The 14914-nt window shown below is 51.4% G+C and carries 13 protein-coding genes; 10 read left to right on the plus strand and 3 right to left on the minus strand.

The genetic code is table 11. The features are described from left to right. The first annotated feature begins 189 nt into the window (after window positions 1–189). Both glmS and K0V07_RS03350 read left to right on the plus strand, forming a co-directional pair. Entirely contained in the window at window positions 190–2040 is a 1851-nt protein-coding gene (glmS, locus tag K0V07_RS03345; RefSeq protein WP_220623121.1) for a glutamine--fructose-6-phosphate transaminase (isomerizing), read from the plus strand. A 489-nt stretch (window positions 2041–2529) separates the two neighbouring features. After that, a complete protein-coding gene (locus K0V07_RS03350; RefSeq protein WP_220623122.1) occupies window positions 2530–2913 on the plus strand; it encodes a hypothetical protein in 384 nt (127 codons plus the stop codon). Window positions 2914–3131: 218 nt separating this feature from the next. Here K0V07_RS03350 and K0V07_RS16635 read toward each other — a convergent pair whose 3' ends face one another. After that, the gene (locus K0V07_RS16635; RefSeq protein WP_220623123.1) at window positions 3132–3368 is read right to left on the minus strand and encodes a helix-turn-helix transcriptional regulator; all 237 of its coding nucleotides are present in this window, start codon (window positions 3366–3368) and stop codon (window positions 3132–3134) included. Window positions 3369–3472: 104 nt separating this feature from the next. On the opposite strand from K0V07_RS16635, the gene K0V07_RS03360 reads away from it, so the two are divergent. After that, window positions 3473–4078, plus strand: coding sequence for a DUF4352 domain-containing protein (locus K0V07_RS03360; protein ID WP_220623124.1), 606 nt, complete (start codon window positions 3473–3475; stop codon window positions 4076–4078). Window positions 4079–4107: 29 nt separating this feature from the next. Continuing rightward, window positions 4108–4521, plus strand: coding sequence for a hypothetical protein (locus K0V07_RS03365; protein ID WP_220623125.1), 414 nt, complete (start codon window positions 4108–4110; stop codon window positions 4519–4521). Between the two features lie 50 nt (window positions 4522–4571). On the opposite strand, the gene K0V07_RS03370 is transcribed toward K0V07_RS03365, so the two are convergent. Next, window positions 4572–6737 carry an AAA family ATPase gene (locus K0V07_RS03370; protein WP_220623126.1) on the minus strand — a complete coding sequence of 722 codons (2166 nt, stop codon included), beginning with the start codon at window positions 6735–6737 and terminating at the stop codon, window positions 4572–4574. A 285-nt stretch (window positions 6738–7022) separates the two neighbouring features. On the opposite strand from K0V07_RS03370, the gene K0V07_RS16640 reads away from it, so the two are divergent. The 6 genes from K0V07_RS16640 to K0V07_RS03400 all read left to right on the plus strand — a co-directional run bounded on the left by K0V07_RS16640 (window position 7023) and on the right by K0V07_RS03400 (window position 14290). Then, complete coding sequence (locus K0V07_RS16640; RefSeq protein WP_220623127.1) at window positions 7023–7622, plus strand: site-specific integrase; 600 nt, start codon at window positions 7023–7025, stop codon at window positions 7620–7622. Then, window positions 7615–9249 carry a recombinase family protein gene (locus tag K0V07_RS03380; RefSeq protein WP_220623128.1) on the plus strand — a complete coding sequence of 545 codons (1635 nt, stop codon included), beginning with the start codon at window positions 7615–7617 and terminating at the stop codon, window positions 9247–9249. Before K0V07_RS16640 ends, K0V07_RS03380 begins: the two co-directional genes overlap by 8 nt. A gap of 171 nt (window positions 9250–9420) precedes the next feature. After that, on the plus strand, window positions 9421–9783 hold the full coding sequence (locus tag K0V07_RS03385; protein ID WP_220623129.1) for a hypothetical protein: 363 nt from the start codon (window positions 9421–9423) through the stop codon (window positions 9781–9783). A 128-nt stretch (window positions 9784–9911) separates the two neighbouring features. After that, a complete protein-coding gene (trpE, locus tag K0V07_RS03390; RefSeq protein WP_220623130.1) occupies window positions 9912–11423 on the plus strand; it encodes an anthranilate synthase component I in 1512 nt (503 codons plus the stop codon). Window positions 11424–11622: 199 nt separating this feature from the next. Beyond that, on the plus strand, window positions 11623–12573 hold the full coding sequence (locus tag K0V07_RS03395; RefSeq protein WP_255568117.1) for an RNA polymerase sigma factor RpoD/SigA: 951 nt from the start codon (window positions 11623–11625) through the stop codon (window positions 12571–12573). Window positions 12574–12763: 190 nt separating this feature from the next. Further along, window positions 12764–14290: a sulfatase-like hydrolase/transferase gene (locus K0V07_RS03400; RefSeq protein WP_220623132.1), complete on the plus strand. Its 1527-nt coding sequence runs from the start codon at window positions 12764–12766 to the stop codon at window positions 14288–14290. A 108-nt stretch (window positions 14291–14398) separates the two neighbouring features. On the opposite strand, the gene K0V07_RS03405 is transcribed toward K0V07_RS03400, so the two are convergent. After that, window positions 14399–14833, minus strand: coding sequence for a hypothetical protein (locus K0V07_RS03405; RefSeq protein WP_220623133.1), 435 nt, complete (start codon window positions 14831–14833; stop codon window positions 14399–14401). Window positions 14834–14914 lie beyond the last annotated feature (81 nt).

Genomic DNA, 14914 nt, shown 5'->3' on the forward strand with positions numbered 1-14914 from the left:
TTCGAGATGAAGATGTTCCAAGACAGTCGGTCGATCGTAACCGGCATTCTAAAAATGACTTGCCGCCAAATTGCTTGAAAAAAACGCCGATTTCCAGATTCTTTTGTCGAGCAGTCCAATAAAGTATCACCCCAGTTGGTAAACTCCCGGGAGTTATTCTCTCACTCCTCCTCTTTAACTTTTCAGAATATGTGCGGAATCGTAGGTTATGTCGGCAAGCATGCCGCCAGCTCCATCCTTGTCGAAGGGCTAAAACATCTCGAATACCGGGGCTATGACTCCTCAGGGATCGCCCTGGCAGAGGGTAACGGCATCGAAGTCATCAAAAAGACCGGTCGGGTAGCCGTGCTTGCCGGGCTGGCCCAGAAGCATGCCTCCAAGGCCAGCATGGGCATCAGCCACACCCGCTGGGCCACCCACGGCGGCGTGACCGACGAAAACGCCCACCCCCACCTTAGCTGGGACAGCAAGATCGCCCTTGTGCACAACGGCGTGATCGAAAACTACAAAGCCCTGCGCACCTTCCTCGAAGGCGAAGGGGCGACCTTCCGCTCCCAGACGGACTCCGAGGTGCTGGCCAACCTCATCGCCTACTACTACAACCTCGATGAAACGGCCCAGAACGGCAACCGCCTGGTCTGCGCCGTCCGCCAGAGCTTGATCCACGTCGAGGGCACCTACGGCATCGCCGTTATCTGCGCCGACCTCCCCAACGAGATCGTGGGTGCCCGCAAGGGCTCTCCGCTGTGCATCGGTGTCGGCCACGGTGAGAACCTCATTGCCAGCGATGTGGCGGCCTTCGTCGGGCGCACCCAGAACGTCGTCTACCTCGACGACGGACAGATCGTCCACCTCAGCCGCGAGGACTTCAGCATCACCACCATTGCCGAGGAAACGGTCAGCCCCGTCATCAACCAGATCGACTGGAAGATCGAAGAGGCCGAGCTGGGCAGCTACAAGCACTTCATGGAGAAGGAGATCTTCGAGCAGCCCCAGGCGCTCGAAAACGCCATGCGTGGCCGCTTCTCCGACGACGAGTCCACCGCCAAGTTTGGGGGGCTCAATCTCGACGCCCGCGAATGGCGCCAGGTCGACCGTATCGTCTTCTGCGGCTGCGGCACCGCCTGGCACGCCTGCCTCGTGGCCGAGTACCTGATCGAGCGCTTCTCCCGCATCCCCGTCGAGGTCGAGTACGCCAGCGAGTTCCGCTACCGTAACGCCCCGCTGGACAAGAACGCGCTGTTCTTCGTGGTCAGCCAGAGCGGCGAGACGATTGACACGCTGGAGGCGCTCCGCGAGGCCCAACGCAAGGGCTTCCGCGTCCTGGGCATCACCAATGGAGTCGGCTCCACCATCGCCCGCGAGTCCGACGGCGGCGTTTACCAGCACTCCGGCCCCGAGATCGGTGTGGCCTCGACCAAAGCCTTTACCTCGCAGCTGCTCATCTCCGGCATGCTCGGGCTCTATCTGGGCCGCATGCGCGACCTGTCCTTCGGGGACGGACGCGAGATGGTCAAGGCCTTCAAGTCCCTACCCGGCCTCATCAGCCAGATTCTCGACCAGGCTGACCAGATTAAGGCTATCGCCGAACGCTACGCCGAGTTCCAGGACTTCCTTTTCCTCGGCCGCCAGAGCATGTTCCCGATCGCTCTGGAGGGGGCGCTCAAACTCAAGGAAATTTCCTACATCCACGCTGAGGGCTACCCGGCAGCCGAGATGAAGCACGGCCCCATCGCCCTGATCAGCGAGCAGTGCCCGAGCGTTGTCCTGTCTCCGCATGGTGACACCTTGAAAAAGGTCATGTCGAACATCGAGGAGACTCGCGCCCGCAAGGGCCGTGTGATCGCCATCACCAGCGCGGGCAAGGACTTCCCGGACTCGGCGGCGGACGACATCATCCGCATCCCCACGGCCCACAGCTGCATCATGCCGATCCTCAGCACCATCCCGCTCCAGCTGCTGGCCTACTACATCGCCTGCAAACGCGGCTGCGACGTCGATAAGCCCCGCAATTTAGCCAAGTCGGTGACGGTGGAGTAAATTTCCTATAACAAAAAGAGATTGGGGTATCCTTATCTCTTTTACGGCAACGCTCAAGACTCAGCGACTGTCGGTCAACTACGTCGGGAATAAGCGTACGTCTCGTCAAGCACTTATCATTGAGCTACATAACCAAGGGCTCAATGACCGTCAAATAGCCGATCACCTAAACGGATTGGGTATTACCTCGCCTACGGGGAAAAAGTACTATCCAGAGCTCGTATTCGCAGTCCGTAAGAAGCTAAAGGCCCGCCAGCAAAGACTTGAGGAATCAGAGCTATCCATTGGGAAAATGGATATTTGTAAATTAAGTGTTAAAACAAAAGAAATGCGATAAATTTTCTAAAAAAACCAAAATCCGGAATCGAGGCCTATAAATACTGGTAAAAGGGCCCAATAATGACTTCGGATAGTATACGCAATGCAACCAGATTATTTCTAAACAGTAGGATAGATGACTATTCAAATTGCATAGCTCTCACCTTGACGATGAAACAGCACTCAGGGGGCTTTAAATTAGACGAAGTGCGTGCCAGTAAAGACTTTAGACACTTCATGAATGTACTAAATAAGAAGACATTTGGCAAGGCTTTTCAACGTTTCGGGAAACGAATATCAGTCTTACCAGTAATGGAAAACTCAGAAAATGAACGTCTGCACTTCCATGTCTTACTTCAATGCCCTGATAAATACTCTTCGACTGCGGGCCAGGCCATTTTTGCGCAAAAAGCACAGTCTTTATGGAAAAAGACATACTTTGGATATGACCAAACGTCCAGTCGGTTGGCGGCCGACGAAGGCTGGACAGGTTACATAACCAAACTCAAAGGACAAGCCGATCAGATAGACTGGGAAAATTTCCACTGGAATTGACGGGTATAAACCCCTTTTCCATTTCCGAGTAACATATCAAGGAGCGGGATAGCCCCTTGATACTTTGTTATATACAGAAATAACATATTCTTAGAGTATATAATATCCTATATATCAAAGAATAAAGTTACTCAGACAGTACACAGAGTTCTCCTAAGATAATTCTGATTCATATCTACAGAGGTATGCCGCAAGGCATCAGGCATCTTGATGCCTTCTCAAGGTTCCACTACTGGATCCAAGCCCTCTAGTTCCTTGATTATCTCTGACGGGAAACAGTCAAGAGCCCGTGCAATCAAGAAAATCGTAGTCAGCGTCGGCTGAAATTTACCGTTCTCGATTTCAGACAGGAAACTACGGTCTATCCCTGCTCTTTCGCACAGACTATCCTGCGAAAGCTTCAACTGACTCCTTCTGCGAGCTATTACACGGCCAAATGCATGCTTAATATCCAAGCCATGATTATAAAAGATTTACATTGCCCCATCTGTAGGATATATCCTACAGATAATTAGCCTCTGCAGTAATGCAATCTAGTCACTTAACCCATCACTGAAACATGTCCGAAACCGACGTCCCTCAACAATCGAAGAAAAAGAAAAATGGCTGCATGATCGCCATCATAGCTATTGTAGTAATCGCCATATTGGGAATCGGAGGATTTCTACTAGTAGGCGGCCTGTTTGTAACCGGAGCCGCAGTTGCCGTCGATCAGGCCATAAAGGAAGAAAACCGTATTCCAGAAGAGATATTGCCCCTCGACGGATCAACACAAACTGGCGAATACAAGATCACGGTCTATCAGGTCCAAGAATTTGATTCAGTTGGCAACGAGTTCTACTCAGAGCAAGCCTCCGAAGGAGCCACATTTGTAGCTGTACTTTGGGGCTATAAAAACACCACCAGCACCCCAATCAGTGCCTTTGATGCCCCACGTATAGAGCTGATTTCGCCTGACCTAGCTCGCTATGATCCAGCCGTAGGAGCGAGTAGTGCCCTTGCCTCAACGATTGATGGCCTGAACCAAAAAGCGCTGAGTGACATCAATCCTGGTATAAGCGTCAAGACAGTAGACGTATTTGAGGTCAGCCAAGAGCTACTCCTGCAACCAGGCTGGACTCTTTTGATCAAAGCCGACGAAAAAGTAAGAATGAAACTCAATTAACATAAGGCATCCCTGCCTATAGTCCTCCCATGAAAAAAATCGCATTATTTCTTACATTCTTATCCCTTAGCTCGTATCTATTAGCTGAGGAAAATCCACTTATAGGATACTTTAGTAATGGAGACGATTACGCAAACATTCGCATCGATAAAACTCCCCTCGGTAAATATGAACTGTACCTCAAGCAAAGCGAAGACGGCGACTGGAAAAAAGCATGCGACCTAAGGTATCCACGATGGGAAGAGCTAAAGACATTATTTGGCGATACCGCCTTCAGAGTCGGATATGCCTTAGTTCTTCAAGAACAAGCACTGCCGAATGTAGGATTCTTTTACATCAAGCCCGGTCAATTCGGCACCACCTTCCTACCGGACCCAGTGTACTTAATGTATCTCCAAAAAGGTAACCAAACTATAGTCATCGAGAAAGTAAAGAGGGAATAGCAGACCATCAAAAGATATATAGTGTGCCGCATTAGCCAAGAATGCCACTCCTACCTCATCATTACTCGGTAGTGCTCAGGATATCCAGCAGCTACAAAAACCAACCTCAAGCCCTCCTTAAAACATTCATAATCAAACTCTTTATGGTCAAATATATTTTGTCCGATAGAGTGTGATTCTCGATTCATAAACCTAGAAAACGCCGCATAGCGGTTCTCTAATAATTCCTTGCGTTGAAATACGTTATTAAAACTCTCTTTACCAATAAAACCAAAAAAATACTCGATTACATTTCTCATGCAGTTAGCTATTAAAGCAGGCGGCTGATTCGAATCTTTAATTACACTCCAATATGACTGATAGTCATTCTGAATCTCATCATAAACCATATTATCGATCCGACTTCCATTCTCATTTTTTATTATCCTAAACAGCCGTTGAGTTTTTTCCCTTCGTTCATGTTTAACATCCGTAAGTTCGTAAAAAAAATACAAGCTATGCGTAAGAATAAAAACTTGAGAAAATGTGTCTGAGTTAAACATTTCATTTATAATCATTCTTCCCACATGAAATATAAAAATATGGGAAAGGCTGGAAATCGGGTCATCAATGACTGCGATTTTTTTGGTACCCACCTCGTCGGCACTACGCTTTCCTTTACATAGTTCCAAAAAGTACAAGAACGTTATTATCGTCTTCTCCCCCTCGCTCAATGTACGAAACTCACTGTCATCCTTGCCTGGTCGAACTAATCGATAGAAGTCATCAGCAACCTTAACTATATTAAACGAGTCGATTCCTAAATTTAAAAGCCCATCATTAATAGACTGCACAGCGTCATCTACGTTTACGGTGTCAGCTTGATGAAGCCTAATAGCCTCTCGATAGCCATCGAGACGTTTTTCGCATTCTAGAACGTCCGCCTCTAGCTGCGCCAATGAGCCTTGACTTTGCTTACGAGTAGCGACCCATGTAGCAATGGTTTGATCATAGTCAAACCGCATATTTGCCCAAAACTCTTCCTTTAAAGACGCCAGCGCACGATCTCTGTTATCAATCTTACTATTATGAGATGATATTTCTTTGTTCACATCCTCGATCAACTCATTGACGCTAGCTACCATATCACCGGATTTCTCTAGCTCCAAAGACTTGCTCGGATTGGATAACTTATCCTCAATAATAAGTATATTTTTATCGAAACATGCCTTCATCCGATTATACCTCAGCTCAAACTCATCATGATGCTGCTTTAAGAATTGATTATCGGCATAACGTGAAATGTCAGGAATCCGACTTATTTGGCTACGATATTCACCTAAAACATCCTTAACCGCTTTTACCTTCTCCTCGTAGCTTGTATCAAAATAACTCCTAATTGATTCAACAACCGCCCTCGTAATTGTCTCGTTTTGGCAAAAAGGGCACTTCAAAGCCTCATCACCAACGTCATCTTTAATGTAAGCCAGCCCATCCCGGACCCAATCAGAATTCCCCAGTTCATCGATCAATCCTGAAACAGCACTATCCTTATTACCCAAAATCGGAGCTGAAAGTATATCCGCATACTTAGATTCATCTAAATCTAAGTTGATGCCAAAAATTAAATCGCATTTCGAAGCCGATGGACCACTCAACGACTCCACCTCTTTTTTAATTTCCTGAATAGTTTTTTTAGGCTTATCTTTTGGCAAATCAACGGAGAGTATATGCTCAAAAAGCCTACTCTTGTTGCCCCTCAAACCATCTAAGCAAAATTCAAGAACACGGTCACCTCCGCAGTATGCAGTCTTAATCTTCCAAATCGTATTTTTATGTACATCTTCCTGCCCCTGAGCATCCTCTGTAAGCTTAGCGATCTCTTGCTTCTTCAGCCGAAGTTTTTCAGTCTCCTCAGCCTTGAGCTTCGATGCATCCTGTATAGCTTTTGCTGCAGTGGAATTTTCTTTGGATAATGTAAATATTCCGGGAAGTTGATCTTTTACAAAGAAATAATCATTAATAAAGCTATCATTATACACTAAAACTTCCTCATCCTCCATCCCTTCAAAATTACAATATGCATAACGCTCGTCTTCGGGGTTATACAAATAATGAGAGAGAGTGCTTTTTCCAGTACCGTTTAGACCATAAATAAGGTTTACTTTTTTATCAGTCTCCAGTGATGTTTCGGCAACGTAGCTAGCCACACCGTTCATTGTGATTTTTGTGATCATAATCCGACGGCCTTGAGGTTGGGGGTTTTACTTCACAAAATCAGAAAAACACCCCATGTATCACAAATCAAACATATTCACCCAATGGCAAGGAAAAGCTGTAACATAGAAAAACAATCTAACTATTCATAAACAAAATCTAATTCACACTCGGTTATTATAGAATATAAATTCCATAATCAGTTACACAAGCCATTGGTTACCATTTACTTATTTTAAGACTTTTTATTTTACGCCCCACACTGATTATATTATACTAATTCTATTATAAAAAATAATCAGTAAATGGCCCTTGGTAAGCAATCAAAGACACTTTCGAGCAAGCAGATCGATGCGATAAGTACCTACCTGCGGAACCGCAGGAATGGGATACGAAACAATGCGATCTTCCTTCTCTCAGCCAAAGCTGGACTCCGTGCCAAAGAGATAGCCAATTTAAGATGGTCAATGGTCGTAGACTCTGATGGACACCTAACCGATACCATTAGCCTCACAGATAGCGCAGCCAAAGGTAGCTCTGGCCGGACTATCCCCATGAATAAGACCGTCTATGCTGCCCTAGATGAGCTACTCCACATCGAACAGCCGATAGATGGCTTCACGATACAGACTTCATACGTTGTACGGTCTGAACGCTCGACCAGAACAAGCCCGCAGGTCATCGTGAATATGTTCCAGCGCTGGTATCGAGAGCTTGGCTTCATTGGTTGCTCCTCTCATTCTGGGAGACGAACCTTCATCACCAACGCTGCTCGTAAAATAAGCCTAGTTGGGGGCTCCATACGTGACGTACAGGCCATCGCCGGACATAAACATCTCCAGACCACTCAACGCTACATAGAATGCGACTCTGAGTCCCAAAGAAAGGTAGTAGACCTTGTCTGAAATACTCCACATCTATACACGGGTCAGTACCCAGGCTCAAAAGGAAGAAGGAACCTCTCTGGACTCCCAGAAAGAGCAAGGAATCAGAAAAGCAAAAGAGCTGGGATTTGAATATCAAATTTGGAACGAAGGCGGGCAATCAAGTAGCCATGATGACTTGAGCAACAGGCCAGTCCTGGCATCCCTGCTGGATCACATCGAAGCAGAAGAGGTAAAACACCTTTGGGTTTACAACACAGACAGGCTTTCACGAAACGATAACACGTGGAGCATGATCCGCCTGAGCCTCGTCAAAAACACAGTCACACTCTACACCAACTCCGGCCTCTACCAGCTATCCAACGAAACCGACAAATTCACGCTAGGGATTCTTTCGTTAATGAGTTCCTACGATAATGCCCTCAGAGCCGAACGAACAAGAACAGGCAAAGTCCAGCGAGTCAAAGAAGGCTTCTGGATGGGCGGCCCACCGCCATATGGGTACAAGCTCATAAACAAAAAGCTAGAAATCGATCCAGATGAAGCCAAATGGGTGAGATTCATCTTCGAGCAGTTTAGCAAGGGACAGACCGTCAGATGGATACGAAATAAGCTTCTTGAAAACAAGGTGATGACACGGCGGAAAAACCCCGTTTGGAGCCTTGGGTCCATAGAAAAATTGCTAACCAATACGCATTACGGCGGAAGCTACACCTACAAAGACAATAGAGACGGCAATGTACACACGAGTACCTGCCCTAGCCTGCTGCCTGCCACTCTGATAATAGAGGCACAAAAAGAGAAGGAGCGACGGTCAAAATTCAGGGCAAAAGAAAGTAATCAGAAGCATTTCTACCTCCTGCGAGGCTTACTTCGGTGTGATCATTGCGGAGCACACTTCTCCGCTAGACGGTACGCAGTCCAAAAGCGCTCTAGCTACTACTGCCCGAGAAAGGAAAGAAATTATGCCAATGTCCCAGAACGATGCGATAACAGTAGGTACCTGAAAATCGAAGAAACCGATGCCCTTATCGTAAGCGCCGTAAAAGAAGTCCTGGCCAACTCGGGCCTATTCAAGCAGGAGATACGAGATCATTATCTACAGCAGAATCAAGAGCAGCTACCCAACAAAGACGCTAGGCGAAAAATCAAAGCTCGGATTAGAACACTTACCAAAGACATCAATGATATCCGGTCCAAAATAACCATACTGAAGGCAGATCATCTACTTGAAAAGACAAGCAACACTCGCCTCAGCTTCATGAAAGTCATATCCGAGATTCAACGCCGGATGCTAGTTGCCCAAGCGGAAAAGGAAAAGCTCGAAGAGACTTTGTATAATTTCGATCATCAAGAGCAGTTAAGTGATTGGTTTACAAAATATTCAGAAAGACTCAATGAGCTGGATGGCATGGCTGAAAAAGAATGCCAAAAGTTCCTTCAAGGCATTATCGAGTATATTTCAGTGCGCACGATCGATAAGAGGACACACCAACTCAAAATCAAATTTCGCTTACCGTACATTAACGGATATTTAAACCCCGATCGCTCCGACGATACAGGCCAAACCCCAGAGGGACCATATGTTAAAACCCTGACTGTTGAGGCTAAAAAAAAGCCCACAAACAAAACACTTCAGCCGAAATAAACTGTTATAGGAAATCTACATTTCCACGGTGGAGTAAAAGGCTGCCCACCTGGGTTATACCGCAGTCAAAAAGCAGCTTATTCTCTATCATAAGAACGTATCGCCCTCGCTGTATGGGGTTGCATTATGGCATGCGTGGTCATAATAAGTGATTATCCCACTTGTTATTATATGAGCGACCAACCTACCCCCATACCAAGACCAGCTCCCCACCTGTCCCAGAATCCTCCACCCGCTGAAAAAGCTGGCTGCCTTGAGTCCCTTCTCGGCATCCCCATCTTTCTAATTATATGCATCGGTCTCATCTGCATGATAATCGGAGCAGGTGTGGTCATTAACAAATTCGACAAAACCAAAGTTTCTCTCAACAAGAATGATGGCTCGGTTAGAGTCGAAGAGACACACTTTTGGTTCTTCAAGGAATACAAAAAATTCCAGTTCCAAGGCTCAAAATGGGTGGAGGTATCAGAAACAGGAGAAACAAAAGAGCTCTCCCAGACAGAATACCTTCTCACGGATAATTCCGCACAGTAAAGCTACAGCTGTTTCCACAGGAACTACCCACGGCTTCAATGGCGATTTCGCCACGTTCATTCGCAACTGAAAACGGGGATTTACTCATCGCGCAGGTTCGGTTTCACTATTAGGGTATTTTTCAAACCATGAAATTTTACCCGACACAGGACGCATTCTGCCAGTTGGCGGAGCAGGGCAACCTGATCCCCGTCTATGCCGAGGTGACGGCCGACTTTGAGACACCCGTCTCGGCCTTCGCCCGCCTGCGCAGCCGCAAGCCCGCTTTTCTGTTCGAGTCGATCGTGGGCGGCGAGCATATCAGCCGCTACAGCATCATCGGCTCGGCCCCGCGCAAGGTCATCACGTCCTGGGCCGATAAAACCGTGGTCACCCATGCCGATGGCTCCCGCGAGGAAGTCCCCACCCCGGCAGACCCGCTGAAGCTGGTCGAAGCCGAGATGGAGGGCCTGAAACCCGTCCGCATGCAGGACGAGCCGCTCTTCACCGGGGGGGCTGTGGGCTTCATCGGCCACGAATATATTCACAGGATCGAGCCGAGCGTGCCGAGGGCCGAGGAAGACACCCTGGGCATGCCTCTGATGTGCTACGCGATTGTCGATACGGTGGTCATTTTTGACCGCGTGCGGCAGACCCTGCGTATCATCTCCAATGCCCGCCTCGACGACGACAAAAGCGACCCTCAGGCCGCCTACGCTGCCGCCACCACCGCGATTGAGGAAACCTTTAGCGAACTGCGCGCCTCGCAGGCCCCGCTGGACCCGATCCCGCTGGGCGAGGTGGACGAAATCACGGTGCCGCCCGGTAACTTCACTCAGGAGCAGTTCGAGACTGCGGTGGAGAAGGCCAAGGAGTATGTACGCGCCGGAGATGTCGTGCAAATCGTTGGATCTCAACGCTTTGAAATCCCCTACGCCGAGGACGGGCTTTCCCTGTATCGCGCCCTGCGCATCGTCAACCCCTCGCCGTACATGTTTATGTTCGAGACGGAGGACTTCTCCGTCATCGGGGCCTCGCCGGAGGTCCATGTCCGCAGCACCGAGGGGCGCGTGGAGATCCGCCCCATCGCCGGTACGCGCCCCCGTGGCGCCACTCCCGCCGAGGACGCCGAGCTGGAAAAAGATTTGCTGGCCGACCCCAAGGAACGGGCCGAGCACCTCATGCTCGTTGACCTGGCCCGCAATGACATCGGTCGCGTCTGCGAGGTCGGCACCGTTCAGGTGCAGGACTATGCCATTATCGAACGTTATTCGCATGTTATGCACATCGTTTCCCAGGTGGAGGGTCAGCTCGCCGGGGACAAGACCGCGTTTGACCTGATGCGGGCGACATTTCCGGCCGGGACGCTCTCCGGCGCCCCCAAGATTCGGGCCATGCAGATCATCGCCGAGCTGGAAAAACAGTGCCGCGGCGTCTATGGCGGCGCGCTGGGGTATTTCAGCTATAATGGCAACCTGGACTCCTGCATTGCGATCCGGACAGCCCTCTTAAAAGAAAAAACTTTATTTATTCAGTCAGGTGCAGGCCTCGTCGCCGACTCAATTCCGGAACATGAGTACCAGGAAACGGTCAATAAAGCGAAAGGAATGCTCAAAGCGGTTGCATTATCCCAGCAAATAGCTAGGATAACTGATGCTTAATCAGGTAATGCCCGCGCCACGAACTGAATCCGATATGCCCACAAAAAAGGCAAACTCCAGGAAGTCGGCGTCACAATCCGCAGCTGATAAAGCTACGGAGCCGTCGGCAAATTCCTCACATAATAACCCCGCTCCCGAGCGGGTTAGCGTCCCGCGTGATGCGGAACAGGCGCTAAACATTAATCGGCCGGACGTCAGTGTGCCCGAACCGGAAACACTTGCCGACCTGCCGCACTCCGAAAAGAGTGCCATCAAGCTGTACCTGGCCGAAATCGGCAAAACTCCCCTGCTCAAGCCGGAGGAGGAAGTCGCACTGGCCAGACGTATCCGCAAAGGCGACCAAAAGGCCCGCCAGCACATGATCGAGGCCAACCTGCGCCTCGTGGTGAAAATTGCGCACGACTACGCGAATTTTGGTCTCCCGCTGCTCGACCTGATCAGTGAGGGGAACATCGGCCTGGTCAAAGCCGTTGAACGCTTTGACCCGGACAAGGGCGGCAAGCTCTCGACCTACGCGGCCTGGTGGATCAAGCAGTCCATCAAGCGCGCCCTGGCCAACCAGAGCAAGACCATCCGCCTGCCCGTCCACCTCGTCGATAAAATCGCCCGCATGCGCAAGCTGACCACCGCGCTGCAGGAGCTGCTCGGTCGCGAGCCCACCAACGAGGAAATCGCCCTCGAGATGGGGATGCCGGTCAACAAGATCGCGCACCTCAAGACCGTCAGCGTGCGCCCGACTTCGCTCGACGCACCCGTCGGCGAGGACGACGACACCGAGTTTGGCGATCTGGTCGGCGACGAGAATGCGCCCACGCCCTTTGAGAATCTCAAGAGCAAGTCCATGCTCACGGACGTGAACGCCATGCTCGACTCGCTCGACGAGCGCGAATCGGAGATCATCCGCATGCGCTTCGGCATCGGTGGCGACCGCCCCCAGACCCTCGAAGAGGTCGGCCAGCACTTCAACATCACCCGCGAACGCGTCCGCCAGCTCCAGAACATGGCGCTCCAGCGTATGCGCCGCGAGATGGCCAAGAAGGAAAAGCAGCGCACCGCCGAGGAGGTCCATCAGGAGAACCTCCAGAAGAAGCGCATGCAGGTGCTGCATGAGTTCTTCCAGCAGAGCGCTCAGGACGAATCCCGCAACTAGGCGGACCGCATCCCTCCCCTTTCAAAACCTCGCGTCGGATAAATCCGCGCGAGGTTTTTTCATCCATACACGGATCGGGGGGCGAGACGTGCCTAAGACCCATGTTAATGTGAACATGAGCCAACTCTGGCTGTGCCTTTCGATCCATAAGAAACTCTGGCGACGTATCCACCCAGAACCGGAGTTACTCATGAAATGGATCCAAACCGCCCTGCAGACTTTTCTCCTGCCGTGCCTGACAGCTGCCTGCCTCTCCCTGCACGGGGCCGACCAGCCGAGGCCAAACATCCTGTTTATCTTTTCCGACGACCAGCGGGCCGACGCACTCGGCGCTGTTAACCCGGACATCGTCACCCCGCACCTTGACTCACTCGCCAAGGATGGCGTCGTCTTTGACCGGGCCTACGTGACGACCGCCATCTGCTCGCCCTCGCGCGCCTCCACGCTCACCGGGCGCTACGGCACCCGCAACGGCGTGTCTACACTCAGCGCCGCCCTCAACGAAGGTGAGCGGACCTTCGCGCAGTATCTGGGAGACGTTGGCTACCGGACGGCCCAGTTCGGCAAGTGGCACATCAAGACCACCCCAGCCGAGGCGGCCTTCCAGTCCTACGCGCAGATGTACTCGAACGGCTCCTGGTACCACCGCAACATTGACAGTAACATCCCCGGAGCCCCGAAGGCTCTCAACGGCCGCTTCTACGAGGAGGTCATGGCCGATATGCTGATCGACTACATCGACGAGAGTGCAAGCTCCGGGCAGCCCTTTGTCGCGTGGTGGTGTAACCAGGTCCCACACCTCGACGAAAAGATGCAGTACCCCGATGTGGACGACACCCAGGCCCTCTACGACCCGGCGGACATGCGCGTGCCCACGAACTGGGCCGACGAGCCCTCAGCCTGGACAGTCGAGTCCGGGGAGCGCCCGCCCTATCTGGCTCAGTCACGTTTTGTTTCCAAGTCCGCCGAGGAAAACTACGGTGGCCCCGGTGGCTATGACAACCCAGCCCCCGGCATCCGAAACCGCACTGTCGGTGAGGACAACGTGCAGAACCACCTGCGCGAATACTACGCTGCCGTGACCGCCCTCGACCGGCAGATCGGCCGCGTACTGGCCCGCCTGAAAGACCCCAACGGCGACGGCGACACCTCGGACAGCATCGCCAACAACACGTGGATCATCTTCATGGGCGACAACGGCTGGTTCACAGGACACCACCGCTTCACCTCCAAGGTCCTCCCCTACGAGGAGGCCTCGCGGGTGCCGATGCTTGTGTGGGGGCCGGGCGTGTCCCCCCGCACCGAGAGTCATCTCGTGCTGAATATCGACCTGACCCGCCTCATCCTCGACATCGCTGGCACTCAGGCCGACACCTCGCACATGCAGGGGCTAAACCTTCGCACGCTCATCGACGAACCGGACACCAACTGGCGCGAAAGCGTTTATCTGGAGGGCGTTATCTCCGAGCCCAGCCTCGGCGCAGAGCCCTTTGACGCTGTAGTTAAGGATCACTACAAACTCATCCGCACCTATGCCGATTCATCCGGTGAGTCCGTGGTCTGGCTGGAGCTCTACGATCTGGAGACCGACCCGGACGAGATGCACAATCTCTCCAACGACCCGGCCTACGCCAGCATCAGAGACGACCTGACGCGCTCGCTCGTCGCACAAAAATCCGCCATAGCCGCCTCTCCAAACGCAACCCCCAAGCCTTGACCCCGCCAGTAAAACAGAAGTCCCGGCCATTGCTGACCGGGACCTCTTAGGCTGATTGATCTATTTGGTGACGCAAAAAGTGAAAGCTTATGCAGATAGCTATGGAACCTACTTGGCGGGGGCGGGCTTGGCGTCGGGGGCCATGTTTTCAAAGATATTATTCCAGTACAGGACGGCCTCGACATGCTCCTTGTGCGGGAGCCAGACCATGTTCTCCCCCGGCTCGGGATCACCCCCGAAGACAACCGGGTCGATGTACCACTTGATCTTCTGGTAGTAGCGGGCGTCGCGATCGAGCTTGAACTCGGCATCGGCCAGGTCGATATCACAGGGCTCGCGGTACTCGGGCCGCATGGGCAGGGTCAGGACTTTGTAGACCTTGCCGGTCTTGTCCTCGCGCACGATAAAGTTGTCCCACGCAGCGAGGCCGAGCAGCGTATGCCCAGGCATATACGTGGGGATCGCGTAGTCATTTGTGCGCGCTTCGATCTCCTCCCCCTCGAACAGGACGAGATATTCGTTGCCGTACCAGCCTTCCTTCATGCCTGTGGTAAAGCTGGAACCACGCCAAACCCGCACAGGCCGAGATTTGCGGACACGCTAAAGCCGCTGCTAATACTGACA

The organism is Ruficoccus sp. ZRK36 (genome assembly GCF_019603315.1).
Lineage (GTDB): Bacteria > Verrucomicrobiota > Verrucomicrobiia > Opitutales > Cerasicoccaceae > Ruficoccus.

What these genes read in the sequence shown, in the direction of transcription:
- K0V07_RS03385 (WP_220623129.1), top strand. Translation starts at nt 9,421, where the DNA reads ATGAGCGACCAACCTACCCCCATACCAAGACCAGCTCCCCACCTGTCC.
- K0V07_RS16640 (WP_220623127.1), top strand. Translation starts at nt 7,023, where the DNA reads ATGGCCCTTGGTAAGCAATCAAAGACACTTTCGAGCAAGCAGATCGAT.
- glmS (WP_220623121.1), top strand. Translation starts at nt 190, where the DNA reads ATGTGCGGAATCGTAGGTTATGTCGGCAAGCATGCCGCCAGCTCCATC.
- K0V07_RS03350 (WP_220623122.1), top strand. Translation starts at nt 2,530, where the DNA reads ATGAAACAGCACTCAGGGGGCTTTAAATTAGACGAAGTGCGTGCCAGT.
- K0V07_RS03370 (WP_220623126.1), bottom strand. Translation starts at nt 6,737, where the DNA reads ATGATCACAAAAATCACAATGAACGGTGTGGCTAGCTACGTTGCCGAA.
- K0V07_RS03400 (WP_220623132.1), top strand. Translation starts at nt 12,764, where the DNA reads ATGAAATGGATCCAAACCGCCCTGCAGACTTTTCTCCTGCCGTGCCTG.
- K0V07_RS03405 (WP_220623133.1), bottom strand. Translation starts at nt 14,833, where the DNA reads ATGAAGGAAGGCTGGTACGGCAACGAATATCTCGTCCTGTTCGAGGGG.
- trpE (WP_220623130.1), top strand. Translation starts at nt 9,912, where the DNA reads ATGAAATTTTACCCGACACAGGACGCATTCTGCCAGTTGGCGGAGCAG.
- K0V07_RS03365 (WP_220623125.1), top strand. Translation starts at nt 4,108, where the DNA reads ATGAAAAAAATCGCATTATTTCTTACATTCTTATCCCTTAGCTCGTAT.
- K0V07_RS03360 (WP_220623124.1), top strand. Translation starts at nt 3,473, where the DNA reads ATGTCCGAAACCGACGTCCCTCAACAATCGAAGAAAAAGAAAAATGGC.